The organism is Streptomyces wedmorensis (assembly GCF_000716445.1).
GTDB lineage: Bacteria > Actinomycetota > Actinomycetes > Streptomycetales > Streptomycetaceae > Streptomyces > Streptomyces wedmorensis.
Window position 1 is genome coordinate 11,969 of sequence record NZ_JNWK01000054.1, and the last position, 18,902, is coordinate 30,870.

General features: G+C 71.5%; 21 protein-coding genes, 1 tRNA gene and 1 pseudogene. 6 read left to right on the forward strand and 17 right to left on the reverse strand.

All coding sequences use genetic code 11. From position 1 onward, the window contains the following. Positions 1–57 precede the first annotated feature (57 nt). Positions 58–1,584 carry an MFS transporter gene (locus OO54_RS32150; RefSeq protein ID WP_033209425.1) on the forward strand — a complete coding sequence of 509 codons (1,527 nt, stop codon included), beginning with the start codon at positions 58–60 and terminating at the stop codon, positions 1,582–1,584. 35 nt (positions 1,585–1,619) lie between these two features. Next, a complete protein-coding gene (locus OO54_RS32155) occupies positions 1,620–2,408 on the forward strand; it encodes a TetR/AcrR family transcriptional regulator (RefSeq protein WP_033209428.1) in 789 nt (262 codons plus the stop codon). 82 nt (positions 2,409–2,490) lie between these two features. Here OO54_RS32155 and OO54_RS32160 read toward each other — a convergent pair whose 3' ends face one another. After that, positions 2,491–4,038 (reverse strand): MDR family MFS transporter, encoded by a 1,548-nt coding sequence (locus tag OO54_RS32160; RefSeq protein WP_483414692.1) that lies wholly within the window; start codon positions 4,036–4,038, stop codon positions 2,491–2,493. Between the two features lie 87 nt (positions 4,039–4,125). Continuing rightward, positions 4,126–4,569, reverse strand: coding sequence for a MarR family winged helix-turn-helix transcriptional regulator (locus OO54_RS32165; RefSeq protein ID WP_033209433.1), 444 nt, complete (start codon positions 4,567–4,569; stop codon positions 4,126–4,128). 160 nt (positions 4,570–4,729) lie between these two features. Between OO54_RS32165 and OO54_RS32170 the strand changes: the two genes are divergently transcribed. Beyond that, the gene (locus OO54_RS32170; RefSeq protein ID WP_033209435.1) at positions 4,730–4,963 is read left to right on the forward strand and encodes a hypothetical protein; all 234 of its coding nucleotides are present in this window, start codon (positions 4,730–4,732) and stop codon (positions 4,961–4,963) included. Positions 4,964–5,062: 99 nt separating this feature from the next. On the opposite strand, the gene OO54_RS32175 is transcribed toward OO54_RS32170, so the two are convergent. Next, entirely contained in the window at positions 5,063–5,692 is a 630-nt protein-coding gene (locus tag OO54_RS32175) for a TetR family transcriptional regulator (RefSeq protein ID WP_033209438.1), read from the reverse strand. Positions 5,693–5,773: 81 nt separating this feature from the next. On the opposite strand from OO54_RS32175, the gene OO54_RS32180 reads away from it, so the two are divergent. Next, entirely contained in the window at positions 5,774–6,706 is a 933-nt protein-coding gene (locus OO54_RS32180; protein WP_033209441.1) for an oxidoreductase, read from the forward strand. A 70-nt stretch (positions 6,707–6,776) separates the two neighbouring features. On the opposite strand, the gene OO54_RS32185 is transcribed toward OO54_RS32180, so the two are convergent. From OO54_RS32185 to OO54_RS32220, 9 genes are all read right to left on the reverse strand, one after another. After that, positions 6,777–7,610 (reverse strand): hypothetical protein, encoded by an 834-nt coding sequence (locus OO54_RS32185; protein ID WP_234439521.1) that lies wholly within the window; start codon positions 7,608–7,610, stop codon positions 6,777–6,779. Between the two features lie 61 nt (positions 7,611–7,671). Continuing rightward, the gene (locus tag OO54_RS32190) at positions 7,672–8,580 is read right to left on the reverse strand and encodes an RNA polymerase sigma factor SigF (RefSeq protein ID WP_017240517.1); all 909 of its coding nucleotides are present in this window, start codon (positions 8,578–8,580) and stop codon (positions 7,672–7,674) included. Between the two features lie 235 nt (positions 8,581–8,815). Continuing rightward, positions 8,816–9,661: an RNA polymerase sigma factor SigF gene (locus tag OO54_RS32195; RefSeq protein ID WP_026058423.1), complete on the reverse strand. Its 846-nt coding sequence runs from the start codon at positions 9,659–9,661 to the stop codon at positions 8,816–8,818. A gap of 213 nt (positions 9,662–9,874) precedes the next feature. Beyond that, entirely contained in the window at positions 9,875–10,168 is a 294-nt protein-coding gene (locus OO54_RS32200; protein ID WP_017240519.1) for a Dabb family protein, read from the reverse strand. A 9-nt stretch (positions 10,169–10,177) separates the two neighbouring features. Beyond that, positions 10,178–10,342, reverse strand: a complete 165-nt coding sequence (locus OO54_RS46510) for a hypothetical protein (RefSeq protein WP_017240520.1) — start codon at positions 10,340–10,342, stop codon at positions 10,178–10,180. A gap of 429 nt (positions 10,343–10,771) precedes the next feature. Then, positions 10,772–10,856, reverse strand: a tRNA-Ser gene (locus OO54_RS32205). A 67-nt stretch (positions 10,857–10,923) separates the two neighbouring features. After that, positions 10,924–11,352 carry a tRNA adenosine(34) deaminase TadA gene (tadA, locus tag OO54_RS32210; RefSeq protein ID WP_051787379.1) on the reverse strand — a complete coding sequence of 143 codons (429 nt, stop codon included), beginning with the start codon at positions 11,350–11,352 and terminating at the stop codon, positions 10,924–10,926. A gap of 170 nt (positions 11,353–11,522) precedes the next feature. Then, complete coding sequence (locus tag OO54_RS32215; protein WP_033209447.1) at positions 11,523–12,047, reverse strand: tRNA adenosine deaminase-associated protein; 525 nt, start codon at positions 12,045–12,047, stop codon at positions 11,523–11,525. Positions 12,048–12,273: 226 nt separating this feature from the next. Then, positions 12,274–12,483, reverse strand: coding sequence for a hypothetical protein (locus OO54_RS32220; protein WP_051787381.1), 210 nt, complete (start codon positions 12,481–12,483; stop codon positions 12,274–12,276). Positions 12,484–12,576: 93 nt separating this feature from the next. On the opposite strand from OO54_RS32220, the gene upp reads away from it, so the two are divergent. Next, positions 12,577–13,212, forward strand: coding sequence for a uracil phosphoribosyltransferase (gene upp, locus OO54_RS32225; protein WP_017240523.1), 636 nt, complete (start codon positions 12,577–12,579; stop codon positions 13,210–13,212). Between the two features lie 100 nt (positions 13,213–13,312). Here the strand turns inward: upp and OO54_RS32230 are convergent, their stop codons facing one another. Both OO54_RS32230 and OO54_RS32235 read right to left on the reverse strand, forming a co-directional pair. Beyond that, positions 13,313–13,942, reverse strand: a complete 630-nt coding sequence (locus tag OO54_RS32230) for a LytR C-terminal domain-containing protein (protein WP_033209453.1) — start codon at positions 13,940–13,942, stop codon at positions 13,313–13,315. Positions 13,943–14,058: 116 nt separating this feature from the next. After that, positions 14,059–14,355: a type II toxin-antitoxin system VapB family antitoxin gene (locus tag OO54_RS32235; protein ID WP_017240525.1), complete on the reverse strand. Its 297-nt coding sequence runs from the start codon at positions 14,353–14,355 to the stop codon at positions 14,059–14,061. A gap of 97 nt (positions 14,356–14,452) precedes the next feature. On the opposite strand from OO54_RS32235, the gene OO54_RS32240 reads away from it, so the two are divergent. After that, on the forward strand, positions 14,453–16,108 hold the full coding sequence (locus tag OO54_RS32240) for a helicase HerA-like domain-containing protein (protein WP_033209456.1): 1,656 nt from the start codon (positions 14,453–14,455) through the stop codon (positions 16,106–16,108). Here OO54_RS32240 and OO54_RS32245 read toward each other — a convergent pair whose 3' ends face one another. The 3 genes and pseudogenes from OO54_RS32245 to OO54_RS32255 form a co-directional block, all read right to left on the reverse strand. Further along, complete coding sequence (locus OO54_RS32245) at positions 16,109–17,662, reverse strand: M28 family metallopeptidase (protein WP_033209459.1); 1,554 nt, start codon at positions 17,660–17,662, stop codon at positions 16,109–16,111. 172 nt (positions 17,663–17,834) lie between these two features. Beyond that, positions 17,835–18,071 (reverse strand): annotated as a pseudogene (locus OO54_RS32250) (HhH-GDP family DNA glycosylase); the annotation flags it as partial. A gap of 213 nt (positions 18,072–18,284) precedes the next feature. After that, the gene (locus tag OO54_RS32255; RefSeq protein WP_017240529.1) at positions 18,285–18,845 is read right to left on the reverse strand and encodes an RBBP9/YdeN family alpha/beta hydrolase; all 561 of its coding nucleotides are present in this window, start codon (positions 18,843–18,845) and stop codon (positions 18,285–18,287) included. Positions 18,846–18,902 lie beyond the last annotated feature (57 nt).

Sequence of the window (18,902 nt, forward strand, 5' to 3'; positions counted from 1 at the left end):
GAGCTCTTGTACGGTGTACGAGACCTGGTCCCGTACACCGTACAAGGAGTCCTGCCCATGACGGCGACGACCGCCGCGACCGAACAGACCGCCACCGGCGGCCACCCGCAGCGCTGGCTGATCCTCGGCGTCATCTGCCTCGCCCAGCTCACCGTGCTGCTCGACAACACCGTGCTCAGCGTCGCCATCCCGTCGCTGACCTCCGAACTCCACGCGTCCACCACCGACATCCAGTGGATGATCAACGCGTACTCGCTCGTCCAGTCCGGCCTGCTGCTCAGCGCGGGCAACGCCGCCGACCGCTACGGCCGCAAGAAGATGCTCGCCATCGGACTCGCGCTCTTCGGCCTCGGCTCGCTCGCCGCCGGACTCGCCGACTCCACGGCACAGCTGATCGCCGCCCGCGCGGGCATGGGCGTCGGCGGCGCCCTCCTGATGACCACCACGCTCGCCGTCGTCATGCAGATCTTCGACGACTCCGAGCGGGTCAAGGCCATCGCGCTCTGGTCCACCGTCGCCTCGCTGGGCTTCGCCGGCGGCCCGCTGATCGGCGGCGTGATCCTGAACCACTTCTGGTGGGGAATGATCTTCCTGATCAACATCCCGGTCGCGGTCCTGGCACTCGTCGCCGTCCTCAAGCTGGTCCCCGAGTCCAAGAACCCGCAGGGCGAGCGGCCCGACCTGCTCGGCGCCCTGCTCTCCACGATCGGCATGACCGCCGTCGTGTACGCGATCATCAGCGGCCCCGAGCACGGCTGGCTCTCCGCGCAGGTGCTCGTCCCGGCCGCGATCGGTGTCGCCGGACTCGGTGCCTTCGCACTGTGGGAGCTGCGCACCCCGTACCCGATGCTCGACATGCACTTCTTCCGCAACCAGAAGTTCGTCGGCGCCATCGGCGGCTCGATCCTGGTCGTCTTCGGCATGGGCGGCTCGCTCTTCCTCCTCACCCAGCACCTGCAGTTCGTACTCGGGTACGAACCCCTGGAGGCGGGGCTGCGGATGGCGCCGCTGGCGCTGACGATCGTCGGCCTCAACCTGACCGGCGTCGGGCCGAGGATCGTCATGAAGCTCGGCACCCCGCCCACCGTGGTCCTCGGCATGACCCTGGTGGCCGCCGGCCTCACCTCCATCTCGCTGCTCGGCGGCGGCACGGACGGCAGCTACGCGGGCATGCTCCTCGGACTGGTCCTGATGGGCGGCGGCATCGCCGTCTCGTCCCCCGCCATGGCCAACGCGATCATGAGCTCGATCCCGCCGGAGAAGGCCGGCGTGGGCGCCGGCATCAACGGCACCCTCGCCGAGTTCGGCAACGGTCTCGGCGTCGCCGTCCTCGGAGCCGTCCTCAACGCCCGCTTCGCCGCGCTGGTCGCCGTCACCGCGACCTCTCTGCCGGCCGCCCTGGCCGCCGCGGGCGGCGAGGCCGAACGCCGGGCGATCTCCGACGCGTTCGCCTCCGGCCTCCAGACCAGCCAGCTGGTCGGCGCGATCGCCGTGTTCGCCGGCGGTCTGGTGGCCGCCGCCCTCCTCAAGCGGGCCGAGCGCGCGGAGAAGGCCGCGGGCGCCGGGACGCCGGTCGCTGCCTAGCATGGTGACGGACCGCTGACAGACGGAGGAACGCGATGGTCAAGGCAGCCGATCGGGCCAAGAACCCGGCGCGTTCCAGCGTCTGGCTGGAGAAGCGGGCCACCCGCGGCGGTGGCGGCCCCGCCGGGCTCGACCGGGACCGCATCGTCGCCGCATCCATCCGGATGCTCGACGAGGAGGGCCTGTCCAAGCTGTCGATGCGCAAGCTCGCGACCGAGCTGGGCGTCACGGCCATGTCCCTCTACTGGTACGTGGACACCAAGGACGACATCCTCGAGTACGCCATGGACAGCGTCTACGGCGAGATCGACCTCGCGGCGGTCGACGCCGCCGCGGACTGGCGGGACCGGATCCGCCTGCTCGCCCTGGACTACCGGCGGATGCTCGTCCGCCACGGGTGGATGTCGCCGAGCGCCGGCCAGTACCTCAACATCGGTCCGAACGCGATCGCCGTCGGGCAGAAGATCCACGACACGGTCGCGGAGACCGGCCTCTCGCTGGACCGCCGGCCGAGCGCCATGTCGGCGGTCTTCCAGTTCGTCTACGGCTACGGGACGATCGAGTCCCAGTTCGGCCGGCGCGCGGCGGAGGCCGGCATGTCGCAGGACGAGTTCTACGTGGACTCGGTGAACGCCTTCCGCGACGACCCGGACCTCACGGAACAGGTCGAGGGCCTGAAGGAGATCCTCGACGAGCGGACCTCCCACGACAGTCTCAGCGTCATCTGGGACCGCGACTTCGGCTATGCCCTGGACGTCCTGATCGCCGGCATCGAGGTCATGGTCGCCCGCGAGGCCGAGGCGCCGGACGGCACGCGGAAATGACGGAGCGGCGGGCCGTCCCCTGCCCGCCGCTCCGTACCCGACCCGGCCGCGCCTCCGCTCGAAGCGCGGCCGGGAGCTTTTCCTAGGCCGTCTCGGCGGCCTTCTCCGCGGCCTTCTCGTCGGCCGTCACCGCGTTGCTCTTCAGGGCGACCTCCTTGATGAACAGGGTCACCACGAAGGCGAGCAGCGCGAACGGCGCCGAGTAGAGGAAGACGTCGGCGACACCGTGGCCGTACGCGCTCTCCATGACCGTGCGGATCGGGGCCGGCAGCTTGTCCATGTCGGGGATGCCGCCGCCCGAGCCGCCCTGGCCCATGGCGCCCGCGGCCTTCGGGCCGAGCTCGGCCAGACCGTCCTTGACGTAGTCCGTGACCCGGTGGGCCATGACCGCGCCCAGCGCCGAGACGCCGATCGCACCGCCCAGGGAGCGGAAGAAGGTGACGACGGAGGAGGCGGCGCCGAGGTCGGCGGGGGCCACCTGGTTCTGGGTGCAGAGCACCAGGTTCTGCATCATCATGCCGAGGCCGAGACCCAGGACCGCCATGAAGAGCGCGATGTGCCAGTACTCCGTGTCGTAGCGGATCGTGCCGAGCAGGCCGAGCCCGCCGGCCGCCAGGGCGCCGCCGCTGACCAGCCACGCCTTCCACTTGCCGGTCTTGGTGATGATCAGGCCGGAGACGGTGGAGGAGACGAACAGACCCGCGATCATCGGGATGGTGAGGACGCCGGACATCGTCGGCGACTCGTTCCGCGCCAGCTGGAAGTACTGGCTGAAGAAGACCGTGCCGGCGAACATCGCGACACCCACGAAGAGCGAGGCGAGCGAGGCCAGGGTGATCGTGCGGTTGCGGAACAGGCGGAGCGGGATGATCGGCTCGCTCGCCTTGGACTCGACGAGGACGAACAGCCCGCCGAGCGCGACCGCGCCGAGGACCATGACGGCGGTCTGCCACGACATCCAGTCGTACTTGTCGCCCGCGAACGTGACCCAGATGAGGAGCAGCGAGACGGCGGCGCTGATGAAGAAGGCACCGGCCCAGTCGACCTTGACCTGACGCTTCACGACGGGGAGGTTCAGGGTCTTCTGCAGGACGATCAGCGCGATGATCGCGAAGGGCACGCCGACGTAGAAGCACCAGCGCCAGCCGAGCCAGTCGGTGTCGGTGATGACGCCGCCGAGCAGCGGGCCGCCGACGGTGGCGACGGCGAAGGTCGCGCCGAGGTAGCCGCTGTACCGGCCGCGCTCACGCGGGGCGATCATCGCGGCCAGGATGATCTGGGAGAGGGCGGTCAGACCGCCGACGCCGATGCCCTGGACGACACGGCAGGCGATGAGCATGCCGGTGCTCTGCGAGAGGCCGGCGACGACCGATCCCGCGACGTAGACGACCAGGGCCATCTGGACGAGCAGCTTCTTGGAGAAGAGGTCGGCCAGCTTGCCCCAGAGCGGGGTGGTGGCGGTCATCGCCAGGAGGGCGGCGGTGACCACCCAGGTGTAGGCGGACTGGCCGCCGCCCAGGTCGGTGATGATCTGGGGGAGGGCGTTGGAGACGATCGTCGAGGACAGGATGGCGACGAACATGCCGAGCAGCAGCCCGGACAGCGCCTCCATGATCTGCCGGTGCGTCATCGGGGCGGTCTCGCCGCCACCGCTGTCGGTGAGGCCGTCCCGCACACCGGTGTCAGGCGTGGTCGTAGCCATGAACTTCCTTACTTCTCAAGCGTGGTGGGCCCGGCAGTCCCCGAAGGATTCGCGGAGGCGGACGAGCAGGTGGGTGAGGAGTTCGACGTCGTCGTCGGACCACTCCGCGAGGTGGCGGGAGAAGGCCTCGGTGACCCGGCGGTCGAGCTCGCCGAGCATCGCGTGGCCCGGTTCCGTGAGCCGCAGGATGCGGGAGCGCTTGTCGTCGGGGTCGGGCAGCCGCTCGATCCAGCCGTGTTCCACGGTGTGGGCCACATGGCGGCTGCACACGGACATGTCGACGGCCATCAGTTCGGCGAGCCGGCTCGTCCGCATGTCGCCGTGGTGGCTGACCAGGGCGAGTACGGCCGCCGAGCCGCCCTGGCATTCGACGGGCAGGGCGCGGGCGAGCCCGCGTTTCACGGCTCCGATCGCACTCACCGAGCGGGCGAGGTCCTCGTACCGGTTCCGTGTCGCCATTACGCGCACCCCCGTCCATCTTGTTGCTTAGGGCAACCATAGAGATGGATGGTTGCTTCAGGCAAACTAAATCGGTCAAACGGCGCTAAAGAATCGGCAAAGGAGGAGGGGGAGCGGGAGGGTTGGGGCCACCGCCCCCCTTTCGCTAGGGTCCTGGCCCATGGCACACAACCCCCAAGCACCGTACGGCCAGGGCCAGCCCCCTCAGGGCCCCGAGGGTTACGACCCCGCCGGCAGCACGCAGATGTTCCGCGCCTTCGTCGACGAGGGCACCCCGCAGCAGCGCCAGCCGCAGGCCGTGGCCACGTCGGGCGGCCCGAAGGTCGGCCTGATCGTCGGCGTCCTCGCCGTGATCGTCGTCCTGGCCGGCGTCGCCTGGCTGGCGCTGGGCTGACCCTCGTACCCTCCACACGCCCGGGTGGGCCGGTCCGCACCTCGCGGACCGGCCCGCCTTTCTTTTTTACGGCCCCGAGGCTTCACGGCCCTCATTGGTCTACGGCTTCGAGGGCGCCGGCCCGTCCAGTGCCGGTGCGAGGAGCGCGAAGGCCTGCCCGATCAGCGTGCCCGGGGCGGAGGCGGCCTCGCCGGCCCGCCCGGCGCTCCACCGGCGCAGGACGGCGTCGAAGGCGGTGAGCGCCATGCCCGCGGCGAGCCGGGGGTAGAGGTCGGCTTCGGGGTCGAGGCCGAGGCGGGAGGCGAGCTCGTCGGCCAGTTCCTCGCGCCACTGCGCCTGGTGCTCCAGGAAGCGCGCGAGCAGGGACGGGGTCCGCAGGATCAGCCGGACCACCGGCAGGACGCGCTCGGCGTGGTCGCCGCAGGCGGCCAGCGGCACGGAGACGGCGTGCAGCAGTGCCTCGGACGGCTGCTCCCCGGCGGGCCGGGCGGCGAGCCCCGCGCGCATGTCGGCGCCCATGCCCGCCAGGAACTGGACGACCACGTCGTCCTTGGAGGCGAAGTAGCGGAAGAAGGTCCGCTTGGAGACCCCGACCGTGGTCGCGATCTCGTCGACGGTCACCGCGTCGAAGCCCTTGTGGGCGAACAGCTGGAGGGCGGCCTCGGTGAGTTCGGAAGCGACGAGCTGTCGTTTGCGCTGGGCGAGGCTGGTCTCGGGGCGGGTGGTCACGGCCCGATGGTAACGCGGTGCCCTCCATGGCATCCAGAGTCATGCTTGACACTCGGTGACACAAGCGGCAGCGTGTGCCGCATGACCAAGAAGCAGCGCTGGACCGCCGACCTGATCCCGGACCAGACCGGGCGGGTCTTCGTCGTCACCGGAGCCAACAGCGGCCTCGGCCTCGCCACCACCCGGGCGCTCGCCGGCCGGGGCGCGCACGTCGTCCTCGCCGTACGCGACGAGGAGAAAGGTCGGGCGGCCGCCGCCGGCCTTGCGGCGGACGGGGTGGAGCCGGGCCTCCTCGACGTGCGGCGACTCGACCTCGCCGACCTCGACTCGGTACGCGCCTTCGCCGACCGGATGCGCGCCGAGCACCCGCGCCTCGACGTGCTCGTCAACAACGCCGGGGTGATGGCACCGCCCCGCACGCTCAGCCCGCAGGGCCACGAGCTCCAGTTCGCCGTCAACCACCTCGGCCACTTCGCGCTCACCGGGCTCCTGCTCGACCTGCTCGCCGCCGGCCGCGACCCCCGGGTGGTCACGGTCAGCTCGATCAACCACCGGCAGGGCAGCCTCCGCTTCGACGACCTCGCCGGCGAACGCGGTTACGCGCCCATGGCTTTTTACAACCAGTCGAAGTTCGCCAACGCCGTCTTCGGCCGGGAACTGCACCGCCGCCTCGTCGCGACCCGCAGCCCCGTCCGCGCCGTCCTCGCGCACCCCGGCTACACCGCCACCAACCTCCAGACCAAGGACACCGGCGGCCTCGCCCGGCTCGTCCTCGGGTACGTCGGCAACCCCCTGCTCGCCCAGCGCCCCGAGCGCGGTGCCCTCCCGCAGCTGTACGCGGCCACCGCCCCCGACGTGACGGGCGGCGACTTCGTCGGCCCCGACGGGCCCGCCGAACTCCGCGGCACCCCCACCCGCGTACGCCTCTCCGCCCCCGCCGCCGACCCGGCGACCGGCCGACGCCTGTGGGAGCTCTCCGAGGACCTGACCGAGGTGCGCTACCCCGGCGTGTGAAGGGGCCCGCCGGCGCCGGGCGGGCGCTCCGGCCGGGTGGGGCGGCCGGTGGGGTTCGCGAAGGTGCCGGTCAGCGCCATTCGGCGGTGACCTGACGGGTGTCGATCCGCATGCCGAGCGGTACGCGCCAGGAGTCCACGCACACGGTGTAGGTCTGGGTCCTGGCCGTCCCGGCGGCGATCGGCGCGGGCAGCGGCTGGCTGGAGGTGAGGGTCGCCCAGTCGACGCCGAGTGCGCCGATGACGTGCGTGGCGAACGTGACCGTGCCCGAAGTGGCCGCGGAGCCGCCGGTGTTGCGGAAGGTCACGGTGACCCGCTCGCACCAGCGCCGGTCGCCGTCCGCGAGGCCGGGCGCGGAGACGGCGAGCAGGGCGGGTCCGGGCGAGGGGCTCGGCGTGGGTGACGGCACCGGCGTGCCGGTGCCGGGCGCCGTGGGCCCGGGCGTGGCGGAGGGGGTACGGGGCGGGGTGCCGCCGGTCCCCGGGGCCGTACCGCCGGTTCCGGGCGCGGCCGTCGGAGCCGTACCCGATCCCGGCCGGGAGTCCGGTCCCGCACCCGACCCCGGTCCCGTACCCGTCTCCGTACGGGAGGGCCCGGAGCCGCCTTCGGGGCTTCCGGGAGTGTCCGAGGGGCCGGGCAGGGGGCCGTCCGCGGCCGTGGGCGGTGTGCCGGGGGGCGCGGGGGACGGGGAGGACGTGCTGGAGGTCAGGCCCGGTGTCGTGGGGCCGTCCAGGGGGACGAGACTGACGGCGCCGGAGGGGGCGACCGCGCCCTTGGGGGAGGGGCCGGCGCCGACCGCCGCGTACCCCTCGCCGTCTCCGCCGCCGCAGGCGGTCAGCGCTCCACCGAGGCAGAGCGCCACCGCGACGAGTCCTGGTCCCGTTCCCGGCTTCCGTGGCCTCATGGACCCAGTTTCCCTGACGGATCGTCAAATAGGCAGGGTTTCACGGAAGTCGGCCGGACGTTCAGTCGGAGATGAGGCCCTCGCGCAGCTGGGCGAGGGTGCGGGTGAGCAGGCGCGAGACGTGCATCTGGGAGATGCCGACCTCCTCGCCGATCTGCGACTGGGTCATGTTGGCGAAGAAGCGCAGCATGATGATCTGCCTCTCCCGGGGCGGGAGTTTGGCGAGCAGCGGCTTGAGGGACTCGCGGTACTCGACGCCTTCGAGGGCCGTGTCCTCGTAGCCGAGGCGGTCGGCGAGCGAGCCCTCGCCGCCGTCGTCCTCGGGCGAGGGGGAGTCGAGCGAGGACGCGGTGTACGCGTTGCCGACGGCCAGTCCGTCGACCACGTCCTCCTCCGACACCCCGAGCACGGCGGCGAGTTCCGGGACGGTGGGGGAGCGGTCGAGCTTCTGCGCGAGCTCGTCGCTGGCCTTGGTGAGGGCGAGCCGCAGCTCCTGGAGGCGGCGCGGGACCCGCACCGACCACGAGGTGTCGCGGAAGAAGCGCTTGATCTCGCCGACGACGGTCGGCATGGCGAACGTCGGGAACTCCACGCCGCGTTCGCAGTCGAAGCGGTCGATCGCCTTGATCAGGCCGATGGTGCCGACCTGGACGATGTCCTCCATCGGCTCGTTGCGGGAGCGGAAGCGGGCGGCCGCGTACCGCACGAGCGGGAGGTTGAGCTCGATGAGGGTGTCGCGGACGTAGGTCCGCTCCGGGCTGTCGGCGGCGGCGCCCTCGGTGTCGAGCGCGCGCAGTCGCAGGAACAGGGAGCGCGAGAGGGTGCGGGTGTCGAGGGCGCCCGACGGCACGGCCACGGGCGGCGGAGGCGTGACCTCCGCGCTTTCGGCCGCGGTCGGCGCCGTCGTCTGCGTGGGCACGGGAACGGGCGTGAGCGTGAGCACCTTCGAGCTGCCCAGTTCTGTGGACATGCCACCCCCTTGAGGTCGCGGACGGTCGCGGTGGCCGCGACCATCTGAGGAACGCAGCTTCCACCTGAATACCGGCGGCAGGGCTGCGGCAAACTCGGTTCCAGCAGAATGTCACATGTCGGCAACACGCTGTAGTGACTTGTCGACAAGGCGTGGGTGCATATCCGCAGGAAACAAGGGGTGTAAGGCAATTGGGGCGGCGTCGGACTGCTCCGAACCGGTCTACCCGATCCGGTTACGCCTCGATTCTGTTTGCGGATCTCAGGCGTGCGAAGCTCCGGGCGAGGAGCCTTGACACGTGCATCTGCGAGACACCGAGTTCCTGGCTGATCTGAGACTGGGTCAAGTTGCTGTAGTAGCGCAGCATCAGGATCCGCTGCTCCCGCTCGGGCAGCTGGACGAGCAGGTGCCGGACGAGGTCCCGGTGCTCGACGCCGGCCAGGGCGGGGTCCTCGTAGCCGAGCCGGTCGAGCAGCCCGGGAAGCCCGTCGCCCTCCTGCGCGGCCTCCAGGGAGGTGGCGTGGTACGAGCGTCCGGCCTCGATGCAGGCGAGCACCTCGTCCTCGCCGATGCGCAGCCGTTCGGCGATCTCGGCGGTGGTGGGGGAGCGGCCGTGAGCGGTCGTCAGGTCCTCGGTGGCGCCGTTCACCTGGACCCAGAGCTCGTGGAGCCGGCGCGGCACGTGCACGGTCCGGACGTTGTCGCGGAAGTACCGCTTGATCTCGCCGACGACGGTCGGCATCGCGAAGGTCGGGAACTGCACGCCCCGGTCGGGGTCGAAGCGGTCGATCGCGTTGATGAGGCCGATGGTGCCGACCTGGACGACGTCCTCCATCGGTTCGTTGCGGGAGCGGAAGCGGGCGGCCGCGTACCGCACGAGCGGGAGGTTGGCCTCGATGAGGGCCCCGCGCACCCGGTGGTGCTCCGTGGTCCCCGGCTCCAGGTTCTTGAGCTGCCCGAAGAGCACCTGGGTCAGCGCGCGGGTGTCGGCGCCACGGGTGCTCTGGGGCCGGGCGCGCGGGGTGTCCGCGCCGCCTGCCTCGTGCTGGGGCGGGACTTGAGGCGCTGTACTGGCCGGCACGTTCACGCCACCCCTTCGGCTGGTCCTGCTGGTCGACTGAATCAACTACGGTCAACTCATCCATCAAAAGCGGTCATAGCATCACAAGACATGTCCACTGTGTGCAAGCACCGCATAACCACGTGTTGAGGGCATGATGGTGGAAAAAGGGGAGGTCACGCACGGAAAAGGCCCCCCGCCGCGAGGGCAGGGGGCCTACGGGTGAGGCGGGGGCTAGAAGGCGTAGTCCGCGATCACCCACGTGGCGAACTCGCGCCACTGCGCGACGCCCGCCTGGTGCGCCGGGTGGTCCAGGTAGCGCTGGAGCGCGTCGGTGTCCTCGACCGCCGAGTTGATGGCGAAGTCGTACGCGATCGGCCGGTCCGTGATGTTCCAGTCGCACTCCCAGAACCGCAGCTCGGGAATCTCCCCGCCGAGCTTGCGGAACGCCTCGACGCCGGCGACGACACGCGGCTCGTCGCGTGCGACACCGTCGTTGAGCTTGAAGAGGACCAGATGGCGGATCACGAAGGGCTCCTAGTTGATGAGTTCGGTCATGAACTCGCCGACACCCTGGGCGGCGCTGGAAATGCCCTCGAACCCTACCTGCACGAGATCGGCGGCCCGGGCCGGGGACGTGACGATCGTGTACAGCACAAAGACCATGACCGCGTACAGCGCGACCTTCTTCGCTTGCACCATTGCCCAGCCCTCCCCTGTTCCCCCGCCGTACGACCGCGCCACTCTAACCGAGCCTTTATGGACCAAGGGCCCGGCGATCGGGGCCTTTCGCCGCCCCCCGGAAGGGTGACGGGCGCGCAGTATGGATGTCGAGCCCGGAGGATCTGGCAGGAATCCGAAGGGCTCCTGGAACCGGCCCGCACTGCGGGGTCCGCGCCGCGAGCTTCCCCCCTGAACGCGGCGCAGGACTTGCAGGTCCGGTTCTCATCGGGGGGAACGGCTTGTCCCCCCGATGCCGTTCCCCCCGTCCTGGCGCCCCTGCCCGACGAAGAGGCCCCGGCCGCGCCCCGAGCGCTGACCGGGGCCTTTCGCGTCCGCGCCGCCGCCCCGCAAGGGCCCCGGGAAACGCCGAAGGGCCCGACGCTGATGCGTCGGGCCCTTCGATCGAAGCGGTAGCGGAGGGATTTGAACCCTCGGTGAGTTTCCCCACACTCGCTTTCGAGGCGAGCTCCTTCGGCCGCTCGGACACGCTACCGAGAGAGAGCTTAGCCGAAGTTGGCGCTGCGATGAAATCCGTATCGAAGCCCAGGTCGGAGCAGGGGTCAGCGGGAGCGGAAGAAGGCCGTCAACTGCTCGGCGCAGGCGTCGCCGAGCACGCCGTGGATCACCTCGGGGCGGTGGTTGAGCCGACGGTCCCGGACGAGGTCCCAGAGCGAGCCGGCCGCGCCCGCCTTCTCGTCGAGCGCGCCGAACACCACCCGCTCGACCCGCGACTGGACGAGGGCCCCCGCGCACATCACGCACGGCTCCAGGGTCACGACCAGCGTGCACCCCGTCAGACGCCACTCCCCGGTCGCGGCGGCCGCCCGGCGCAGCGCGAGCACCTCGGCGTGCGCGGTGGGGTCACCGGCCGCCTCGCGCTCGTTGTGCGCCCGCGCGAGGACCTCGCCGTCCGGGCCGAGCACGACCGCGCCGACCGGCACGTCACCGGCCGGCTCGGCCGCGGCCGCCTCGGCGAGCGCGAGCCGCATGGCGCCCTGCCAGGGATCCCGTACGGGATCGGGAACGGCCCCCGGGACGCGCTCGGTCCCGGGGGCTTCGCCCGCGTCGCCGGCCTCGGGGACGTCCCGTACGTGATCGGCCCCGGACGCGTCCCGTACGGGATCGGTCCCGGGGTTCGGAGCCGGTACCGCTCGTGCCACTAGCGCACGGCCTCCAGTACCTCGGCCGCGCCCAGCGCCTCGGCGATCACCGCGAGGGCGTCGCTGTCGAGGGCGCGGAGCTCGCGCTCCGACAGACCGAGGTCCGCGAGGACCAGGGAGTCGCCGACGGGAGCGGACGGTACGGCCCCGGCGGCCTCGTCGTCCCCGTCGGCCTCGTCGGCGAGCGGTTCCCCGTCCTCCGTGCCGTCCAGGTCCAGGGCTTCCAGCTCGTCGAGCTCGGCGTCGAGGTCCTCGCCGAGGATCTCCCGGGTGAGGATCTCCCCGTACGAGGAACGGGCGGCGGCGGCGCCGTCCGAGACGTAGATCCGAGGGTCTTCCTCACCCTCGATCCGTACGATCCCGAACCACGCGTCCTCCTGCTCGATGTAGACGATCACCGTGTCGTCGTCCGAGGCCTCGCGGGCCAGCTCGGCCAGATCCGACAGGGTCTCCACGTCGTCGAGCTCCGTGTCGCTCGCTTCCCACCCGTCTTCGGTGCGCGCGAGCAGTGCGGCGAAGTACACCTGACTCTCTCCCACTGATCAGAGGTGTGACGTTCCGGCGGCGCGCTCCTGGTGCCCCGCCCAATCGGCATCGTGACAGAAACGGGGCGCGCAGGAGAGGTCTTCGGTCCTTGCGTCGTGCATCAGTCTGAACGACACCGCCATCGGGCGGGCGTGCGACCCCGGCGCACGAGGGGGGCGCACGACGGGCCCCGGCGGCGCGTGGCCACCTTCGGCCCCGGAGGCCTCACCAGCGGAAGGTCCGCATGCGCATGGCCTGCCGCATCCGGGCGGCCCGGGCGCGCCGCGGCTGCACGCGTTCGCGCAGCGCCTTGGCCTCGTTCAGCTCGCGGAGGAACTGGGCGCGGCGCCTGCGGCGCTCCGCGTCGGTCTCCGGTGCCGGCGTGCGGGCCGCCCCCTCGGCGGCTTCCTCGGCCGGTTCTTCCAGGTCGGGCATCGGCCACACCACCCCATCGCTGGGTCCCTGTGCCCCCCACCTTCCCCCAGTGGCGTGGGTCGACGCCAGTGCGCGGCGGGCTACTGTTGAGCCATGCGTCTCCACGTCGTCGACCACCCCCTGGTCGCCCACAAGCTCACCACCCTGCGCGACAAGCGCACGGACTCCGCGACCTTCCGCCGTCTCGCCGACGAGCTGGTCACCCTGCTCGCCTACGAGGCCACCAGGGACGTCCGGACCGAGCAGGTCGACATCGAGACCCCCGTGACGCCCACGACCGGCGTGAAGCTGTCGCACCCGCGTCCGCTGGTGGTCCCGATCCTGCGTGCCGGTCTCGGCATGCTCGACGGCATGGTCCGGCTGCTGCCGACCGCCGAGGTCGGCTTCCTCGGCATGATCCGCAACGAGGAGACGCTGGAGGCGTCGACCTACGCCACGCGGATGCCGGAGGACCTCTCGGGCCGCCAGGTGTACGTCCTCGACCCGATGCTGGCGACCGGCGGCACGCTGGTCGCGGCGATCCAGGAGCTCATCAAGCGCGGCGCGGACGACGTCACCGCCGTCGTGCTCCTCGCCGCCCCGGAGGGCGTCGAGGTCATGGAGCGCGAGCTCGCCGGCACGCCGGTCACCGTCGTGACGGCCTCGGTGGACGAGCGCCTCAACGAGAACGGCTACATCGTCCCGGGCCTGGGCGACGCGGGCGACCGCATGTACGGCTCCGCCGAATAAGGCACTGTCGGCTCCGCCGAATAAGGCACTGTCGGCTCCGCCGAATAAAGCACCGTCGGCTCCGCCGAATAAGGCACCGTCGGCTCCGCCGAGCAGTCCTTCAGCACTTTCCGGTCGGTACGGGCGCGGGCTTGGTCAGGGCGACCAGGGCCGCGTCCGCCGTCGTTTTCGGGGACAGCGTCTTGAAGGCGGTGCCGATGATCAGGTCCACGTCCGCCGTGGCGCGGGTGTCCGTCTTGGTCGTGGCGCCCGTGAGCTGGGTGCCGAGGACCGGGAAGGCTCCCTTGGTGGCCGCGGGGGCGCCGAGGAGCAGGCCGGCGCCGGGGACCTTCTTGTCGTAGGCGGTGGGCGCGTTCCCCACCTTGCCGATCTTGAAGCCGCGCTTCTTGAGCTCGTCGGCGGTCGTCTTGGCGAGACCGCTGCGCGGGGTCGCGTTGTAGACGTTGACCGTGATCTGCCCGGGCTTGGGGAGGGCGGCGGCGGGCGTGGTGGTCGCCTTGACGACGGGCTTGCAGTCGGCCTGCTTGCCGGCGGTCGTCTTCGTGCCGTCGCCGCCGGAGAAGACGTCGACGAGCTGGAGCGTGCCCCAGCCGGCCGCGCCGAGCACGACCATCGCGGCGGCGGACGCGAGGACGATCCTGCGCCGGCGGTGGGGGCGGCGCATGCGCGGGTAGACGTCCCCCGTGATGCGGTACTTTCCGCCCATTCCGGGGGGAGTGAGCATGCTCATGAACGCAGCGTAGTGCCGCCCGTCGGCGATGCCTACTTGATGATCATGTGATCGCGTCCGGATGGGGTCGAACTGACCCCGAAAGGGTCAGCGCGGAAGGGCCGAGCGGCTCCGTCTCAGTCCATCTCGAGGACGCGGGCGTGCAGCACCTGGCGCTGCTGGAGCGCCGCGCGCACGGCGCGGTGCAGCCCGTCTTCCAGATAGAGATCGCCGCGCCACTTCACGACGTGCGCGAAGAGGTCGCCGTAGAACGTGGAGTCCTCGGCGAGCAGCGTCTCCAGGTCCAGCTGGCCCTTGGTGGTGACCAGCTGGTCGAGGCGGACCGGGCGCGGGGCGACGTCCGCCCACTGCCGGGTGCTTTCCCGGCCGTGGTCGGGATACGGCTTTCCGTTACCGATGCGCTTGAAGATCACACGGAAAGCCTACCGGGCGAGCGGCTTCCGGCGCAGCCACGCGCGACCGATGGGATGCTGGTGCAAACCGTGACAAAACCGAAATCGGGGTGCCGTCATGAGCGTGAGCGAGCCGCCGTCGGCCACCGGAGGGGCCCAGCCCGCCCCGGCGGCCCAGGCACCGGCGGCCCAGGCCGCGGCCCCCGCGGCGGGGCCCGCCGCCGAGATCGCCGCCGGGTACGCCTTCGACGGCCCGGCACTCGACCTGGGGGCGCTGCTCTGGGACGGCGCGTGTCACCCGGACGCGCCGATCCGCGTCCCGCTGCCCGTCCTCAACCGCCACGGCCTGGTCGCGGGCGCCACGGGCACCGGCAAGACGAAGACGCTCCAGCTGATCGCCGAGCAGCTGTCCGGGCACGGGGTGCCGGTCTTCCTCGCCGACATCAAGGGCGACGTCTCCGGGATCTCCGCCCCCGGCGAGGACGGCGGGAGGGTCGGGCAGCGGGCCGCCGAGGTCGGCCAGGAGTGGCGGGCGACCGGCTTCCCCTGCGAGTTCTACGGCCTCGGGGGGCTCGGCCCCGGCATCCCGGTGCGCGCCACGGTGACCAGCTTCGGCCCGGTGCTGCTCTCGAAGGTCCTCCAGCTCAACCGGACGCAGGAGCAGTCGCTCGGCCTGATCTTCCACTACGCCGACGCCAAGGGCCTGGAACTGGTCGACCTCAAGGACCTGCGGGCCGTGGTGGCCTTCCTGGTCTCGGACACCGGGAAGGCCGAGCTGAAGGGCATCGGCGGACTCTCGACGGTGACGGCCGGGGTGATCCTGCGGGCGATCACGGCCTTCGAGCAGCAGGGGGCGGGCGGGTTCTTCGGGGAGCCGGAGTTCGACACGAGCGAGTTCCTGCGGACGGCGGCGGACGGGCGCGGGACCGTCTCGGTCCTGGAGCTGCCGGCCGTGCAGGACAAGCCGCAGCTGTTCTCGACGTTCCTGATGTGGATGCTCGCGGACCTCTTCCACGACCTGCCGGAGGTCGGCGACCCGGAGAAGCCGAAGCTGGTCTTCTTCTTCGACGAGGCGCACCTGCTCTTCAAGGGGGCCTCGAAGGCGTTCCTGGAGTCGATCACGCAGACCGTGCGGCTGATCCGCTCGAAGGGCGTCGGCGTGTTCCTCGTGACGCAGACCCCGAAGGACGTCCCCGCGGACGTGCTCGCGCAGCTCGGCAACCGGGTGCAGCACGCGCTGCGCGCCTTCACCCCGGACGACGCCAAGGCGCTCAAGGCGACCGTACGGACCTTCCCGAAGTCGCCGTACGACCTGGAGGAGGTGCTCACCGGGCTCGGGACGGGCGAGGCGGTGGTCACCGTACTGAGCGAGAAGGGCGCGCCGACGCCGGTGGCGGCGACGCGGCTGCGGGCGCCGGAGTCGCTGATGGGCCCGGTCGACGCGGCGGCCCTGGACGCGGCGGTGAAGGCCTCGCCGCTGTACGGGCGGTACGCGGAGGCGGTGGACCGCGAGTCGGCGTACGAGAAGCTGACCGCCGAGCAGAAGGCGGCGGAGGCGGCGGCCCTGGAGGCGGCGGCCGCGCAGGAGGCCGAGAAGGCGGCGGAGGAGGCCGAGAAGAACGGGGCGAGGGCTCCCCGGGAGAAGGAGGAGCCCTCGCTGGCCGAACAGGTGGTGGGCAGCGGGATCTTCAAGTCCCTGGCCCGGTCGATCGGCACCCAGCTGGGCCGGGAGATCAGCCGGTCGGTCTTCGGTACCGCCCGCCGGAGGCGCTGACTACTCGGTCACCTCGTGGTGGTCGTCGTGCAGGCCGCCGCCGCTGCCCGTGCCGCCGGTGGTCGGGACGGAGACGACCGGCTTGCGCAGGGAGGAGATGTCGTGGGCGTAGGTGCCCACGGAGTTGGCGATGACCTTGATGTTGGCGTCGAAGGCCGTCATGTCGATGTTCTTCAGGTCGTCGCCCTTGGCGTGGTAGTTCACGTCGTAGGCGACGCCCGCCGTGCCGCCGAACAGGGCTGCCTGGGCGGGGGTCTTGATGCCCTCGGCGCCGGTGAAGGTGCCGCCGGAGGGGATGCCGACCTCGATGAACGGGCCGTAGTCGGAGCGGCCGGTGAAGTCGGTGCCCTCGTGCGGGAGGCCGCGCTTGTCCATGAAGTCGGTGATGTCGCGCTCCAGCTGGGCGGAGCCCTCGGGGCCGGCACCGGCGCCGACGCCGTCGGAGTTGTCGCCGTCGTAGACGAACAGGCCGTAGTTCGGCGAGGCGATCATGTCGAAGTTCAGGTAGAGCTTGATCTCGTTCTTGTCGAGCGCGGTGAGGGTGTTCACGTAGTGCTCGGAGCCGAGGAGGCCGACCTCCTCGGCCGACCACCAGGCGAAGCGGACCTTGTTGCGGACCTTGTCCTTCGACTTGGCGAGCTCCAGGGCGGTCTGGAGGAGACCGGCGGAGCCGGAGCCGTTGTCGTTGATGCCGGGGCCCGCGGTGACGGAGTCGAGGTGGGAGCCGAGCATCACGGTGTTGGCGGCGTTGCCGCCCCTGGTCTCCGCGATGACGTTGTTGGTGGAACGCTTCTCCTGGAGCTGGCGGATCTCCACGGAGAGCGACACCGGGCCGTTCGCGAGGTCGCCGGCCAGCTTCGTGCCCTCGGCCAGCGAGATCCCGCCGGTCGGGACCTTGCCGGCGGCCGCGTCGCCGAGGGTGCCGGAGAGGGCGCCGTCGGTGTTGTTGTAGATGACGGCGGCGACGGCCCCGGCCGCGGCCGCGTTCTGCTGCTTGATCGCGAAGGTGCAGCCACCGCGCTTGATCAGGGCGATCTTGCCGGTGAAGGTGCCGGTGGCGAAGTCGGTCGGCTCGCAGCCGTTGGTGCCGTCGGCGTCGACGGGCGCGGCCGCGAGGGCCGCCGTGATGCCGCCGACCGGGGTGGACTTGGTGTACGTCATCGCCTTGATGTCGAGCGCGCGGGGCGCGGGCGAGACGACGGAGGCCTTCTCGGCGAGCGTCTCCGTGTACTGGAAGTCGAACTTCTGGTATCGGACGTCGTATCCGGCCTTCTTCAGCTGCGTGTAGACGTACGCGGCCGAGGCGTCGTGGCCGAGGGAGCCGGCCGCGCGGTGACCGCCGGCCGAGTCGGCTATCGCCTGGAACTTCTGCAGGTGCTTGTAGGCGTCCTGAGCGGTGGTTTCGCGGACCAGCTTCTTCGCCAGCTTGGCGGCATCGCGGGCGGGTGCGGCCGTGGGGTCCTGTCCCGCGGTGGCGGGGGAGGCGAGGACCAGCGGGGTGGCGAGTGCGGCGGCGGCCAAAATGGCCGCGGCACGGCGCTGGGTTGCGTTCACAGAAGTCCTTCCCGTTACGGACGAGGTTGAGGGGAAGTTAGCGATATCGGGGGCATTCTGTGAACAGGTCCTGCGGAATTCCTGTCAACTCGAACAGGATTGACATGTGGAATTATCAATTCCCGGGGGATTTCCGCTCCTTGGCGGCTTTCGCCGCTTTCGCCGTCGCGTTCTCCGACAGCAGCGCCGCGAACTCCTCCGGATCCCGCGCCGCGATCTCGTGCGCGTCCGGATCGTCCGCGCCGAGCCGCGAGGCGATCGTGTACGGCCCCGAGAACGCCCACTCCATCGGCACCTGCTGATCGAGCAGCATGCCGACGGGCGCGGCGAGCGGCGACCGCCCGAGCAGCGCGTCCGCGTCCGGCTGCCGGGCGAGGTGGATCTCGGGCGTCTCGAGCACGGGACTCATGCTCCGATCATCGCGCGGCGGCCGCCCGCCCGCCTGGTGGGTTCACCTTTTCGCGAACGGGTGCCACCAGCACCGGGGCGGGCGGGCGCCGCCGGTGCCGGGCCGGCGGGCGCCGGCGGCGGGCGTGGGCTGCCGGTGTCCGGGCCGGCGGGCGCCGGCGGTGGGTGTGGGCTGCCGGTGTCCGGGCCGGAGGGCGCCGGCGGCGGGCGTGCGCTACCGGCCCTTCACCCGTACCGCCGGGTCCTCGCACCACTCCAGGACCGAGGCCCAGTCGCCGTATCCGGCGTCGCGGTCGAGGTGCGCGCCCGCCGGGACGTGGTCCATGTCCAGACCGAGCGGGACGCCGTAGTGAGCGTCCGCGCCCTCGGGGCAGTACGGGTCCCCGTCCCCGTACACGAGACGGGCCGCGAGGCCCCGCTCCGCCGGATCGAGCCCGTCGGCGAACGGGGCGATGGCGGGGATCGAGGCGGTCACCGCGGGCGACGGCGGGGCGACCAGGAGGACCCGGTCGGCGTCGGGCCGCCGCTCGCCCGCCCGAAGCCACAGCAGGACCGACAGGCTGTGCGCGACCACGACGAACTCGCCGTCGGCCGGCCGCTTCCCGTGCTCCACAAGGGCGTCGAGCCAGTCCGCGAGGACGGGCGCGTCCGGCTCGGGCAGCTGCGGGTAGCGGACCTCGTGGCCGCGCTCCCGCAGCCGCCCGGCGAGCCAGTGCTGCCAGTGACCGGGCGGACGGTGGTTCTGGTAGCCGTGGAGGATCAGATACGTGGTCATGCCATGATCCTGCGGCCGCCGCCCGGCTCCGGTCCAGCACCGTCCACCGAGCGGGCG

What these genes read in the sequence shown, in the direction of transcription:
- OO54_RS32150 (WP_033209425.1), top strand. Translation starts at nt 58, where the DNA reads ATGACGGCGACGACCGCCGCGACCGAACAGACCGCCACCGGCGGCCAC.
- OO54_RS32155 (WP_033209428.1), top strand. Translation starts at nt 1,620, where the DNA reads ATGGTCAAGGCAGCCGATCGGGCCAAGAACCCGGCGCGTTCCAGCGTC.
- OO54_RS32160 (WP_483414692.1), bottom strand. Translation starts at nt 4,038, where the DNA reads ATGACGCACCGGCAGATCATGGAGGCGCTGTCCGGGCTGCTGCTCGGC.
- OO54_RS32165 (WP_033209433.1), bottom strand. Translation starts at nt 4,569, where the DNA reads ATGGCGACACGGAACCGGTACGAGGACCTCGCCCGCTCGGTGAGTGCG.
- OO54_RS32170 (WP_033209435.1), top strand. Translation starts at nt 4,730, where the DNA reads ATGGCACACAACCCCCAAGCACCGTACGGCCAGGGCCAGCCCCCTCAG.
- OO54_RS32180 (WP_033209441.1), top strand. Translation starts at nt 5,774, where the DNA reads ATGACCAAGAAGCAGCGCTGGACCGCCGACCTGATCCCGGACCAGACC.
- OO54_RS32185 (WP_234439521.1), bottom strand. Translation starts at nt 7,610, where the DNA reads ATGAGGCCACGGAAGCCGGGAACGGGACCAGGACTCGTCGCGGTGGCG.
- OO54_RS32190 (WP_017240517.1), bottom strand. Translation starts at nt 8,580, where the DNA reads ATGTCCACAGAACTGGGCAGCTCGAAGGTGCTCACGCTCACGCCCGTT.
- OO54_RS46510 (WP_017240520.1), bottom strand. Translation starts at nt 10,342, where the DNA reads ATGGTGCAAGCGAAGAAGGTCGCGCTGTACGCGGTCATGGTCTTTGTG.
- tadA (WP_051787379.1), bottom strand. Translation starts at nt 11,352, where the DNA reads ATGCGGCTCGCGCTCGCCGAGGCGGCCGCGGCCGAGCCGGCCGGTGAC.
- OO54_RS32220 (WP_051787381.1), bottom strand. Translation starts at nt 12,483, where the DNA reads ATGCCCGACCTGGAAGAACCGGCCGAGGAAGCCGCCGAGGGGGCGGCC.
- upp (WP_017240523.1), top strand. Translation starts at nt 12,577, where the DNA reads ATGCGTCTCCACGTCGTCGACCACCCCCTGGTCGCCCACAAGCTCACC.
- OO54_RS32230 (WP_033209453.1), bottom strand. Translation starts at nt 13,942, where the DNA reads ATGAGCATGCTCACTCCCCCCGGAATGGGCGGAAAGTACCGCATCACG.
- OO54_RS32240 (WP_033209456.1), top strand. Translation starts at nt 14,453, where the DNA reads ATGAGCGTGAGCGAGCCGCCGTCGGCCACCGGAGGGGCCCAGCCCGCC.
- OO54_RS32255 (WP_017240529.1), bottom strand. Translation starts at nt 18,845, where the DNA reads ATGACCACGTATCTGATCCTCCACGGCTACCAGAACCACCGTCCGCCC.